This is a genomic window from Nitrosospira sp. NpAV (genome assembly GCF_000832065.1).
In the GTDB taxonomy this organism is placed as follows: Bacteria; Pseudomonadota; Gammaproteobacteria; order Burkholderiales; family Nitrosomonadaceae; genus Nitrosospira.
The window spans coordinates 1-364 of record NZ_JXQM01000040.1; the positions used below are offsets into that span (position 1 = coordinate 1).

At 59.3% G+C, this 364-nt stretch carries 1 protein-coding gene; it reads right to left on the reverse strand.

Features of this window, described 5'->3' with window-relative positions:
• Nucleotides 1-6 precede the first annotated feature (6 nt).
• Nucleotides 7-364 (reverse strand): methane monooxygenase/ammonia monooxygenase subunit C (locus SQ11_RS15140; RefSeq protein WP_041515034.1); only part of this gene is annotated, 358 nt, incomplete at its 5' end.

Below are 364 nucleotides of genomic sequence, written 5' to 3' on the forward strand. Positions count from 1 at the left end.
GACCCCTTACGGGACGATCCGGTTGTTGAGGATGACTTTGCTTTGTCCGTTCCAGACCACGTCGGTCAGGTTGGAGTAGCGGGTGATGATCTGTGCCGCAATGCCGCCGGCAAACAGGCCCGACCAGCCCAGTATCACAAAGCCCCAGTGCAGCGGTGCGCTAAACAGTTCTTCCATGAACCAGAAGGCATGGCCCCATTCGTTCAAGCCTACGTTCGGCAGAATCATGAGCGGGCCGGCAATCGCCATCACCAGCGGGAACGAGGTGCCCCGGGCATACAGCGGCAGGCGCGTCATGGCGTACAGGTAGCTGGCCACGCCGCAGACAATGTACATCGGGAAGGAGCCATAAAATACCACCACA